The 579-nt window shown below is 54.2% G+C and carries 1 protein-coding gene and 1 pseudogene; both read left to right on the top strand.

Going from position 1 to position 579, the window contains the following annotated elements; genetic code table 11:
* Positions 1-195, top strand: a pseudogene (locus HP459_RS23310) (hypothetical protein); the annotation flags it as partial.
* Positions 196-206: 11 nt separating this feature from the next.
* A partial coding sequence (locus HP459_RS23305; RefSeq protein ID WP_253939691.1) for a major capsid protein occupies positions 207-579 on the top strand: 373 nt, incomplete at its 3' end.

Below are 579 nucleotides of genomic sequence, written 5' to 3'. Positions count from 1 at the left end.
GGCATCCACCCATTGCCGGGAATGTTCCTGAACGTCCGCGCTGCCGCCGGTACCTACAAAAAAGGCGACGCTCTCTCAATCGTCAACGGCCAGGTGAAGAAGTGGGCCACTGGAGAAAATGATCGCTGCTATTGCGACGAAGAGCGCTCAATCACCGCCGCTGCTGGCGACCTCATTCGCGTAGTGATTAAGTAAGGAGTCACTGAATGCTTGTTTATTCTAAATCGCTGGGCGAAAAGACCGGCAACCTGGCCGTGAACCAGTACCAGTTTGGTATGCTGACGCAGGAACGTAATGCCGCTTTGAACCATCAGGGCATTAACGTAATGCAGGAAATGGCTGATCGTCTGAATGCTGTCAATCAGCTGAATGGCATCAACGCTGTTCGCTCACCTGCTGATCTGTACAAGGCCTTTGACCAGACTGTGCTGCGTCAATTCCAGCCGAACACAGAGTTCACCCTGTTCAACGACCTGATGCCGCTGTCTCGTTCGGTGCGCATCAACCAGACCGTGTACGAATACGCTAAGTCCGGCGGCCGCATGTTGGCTCACACCTCCATGTCCGGTCAGATCGGTG

The sequence above is a fragment of the Enterobacter sp. CM29 genome (assembly GCF_013179605.1).
GTDB lineage: Bacteria > Pseudomonadota > Gammaproteobacteria > Enterobacterales > Enterobacteriaceae > Enterobacter > Enterobacter intestinihominis.
Note: the sequence above shows the minus strand (reverse complement) of the source record. Positions and strands in the feature narration are given on the sequence as shown.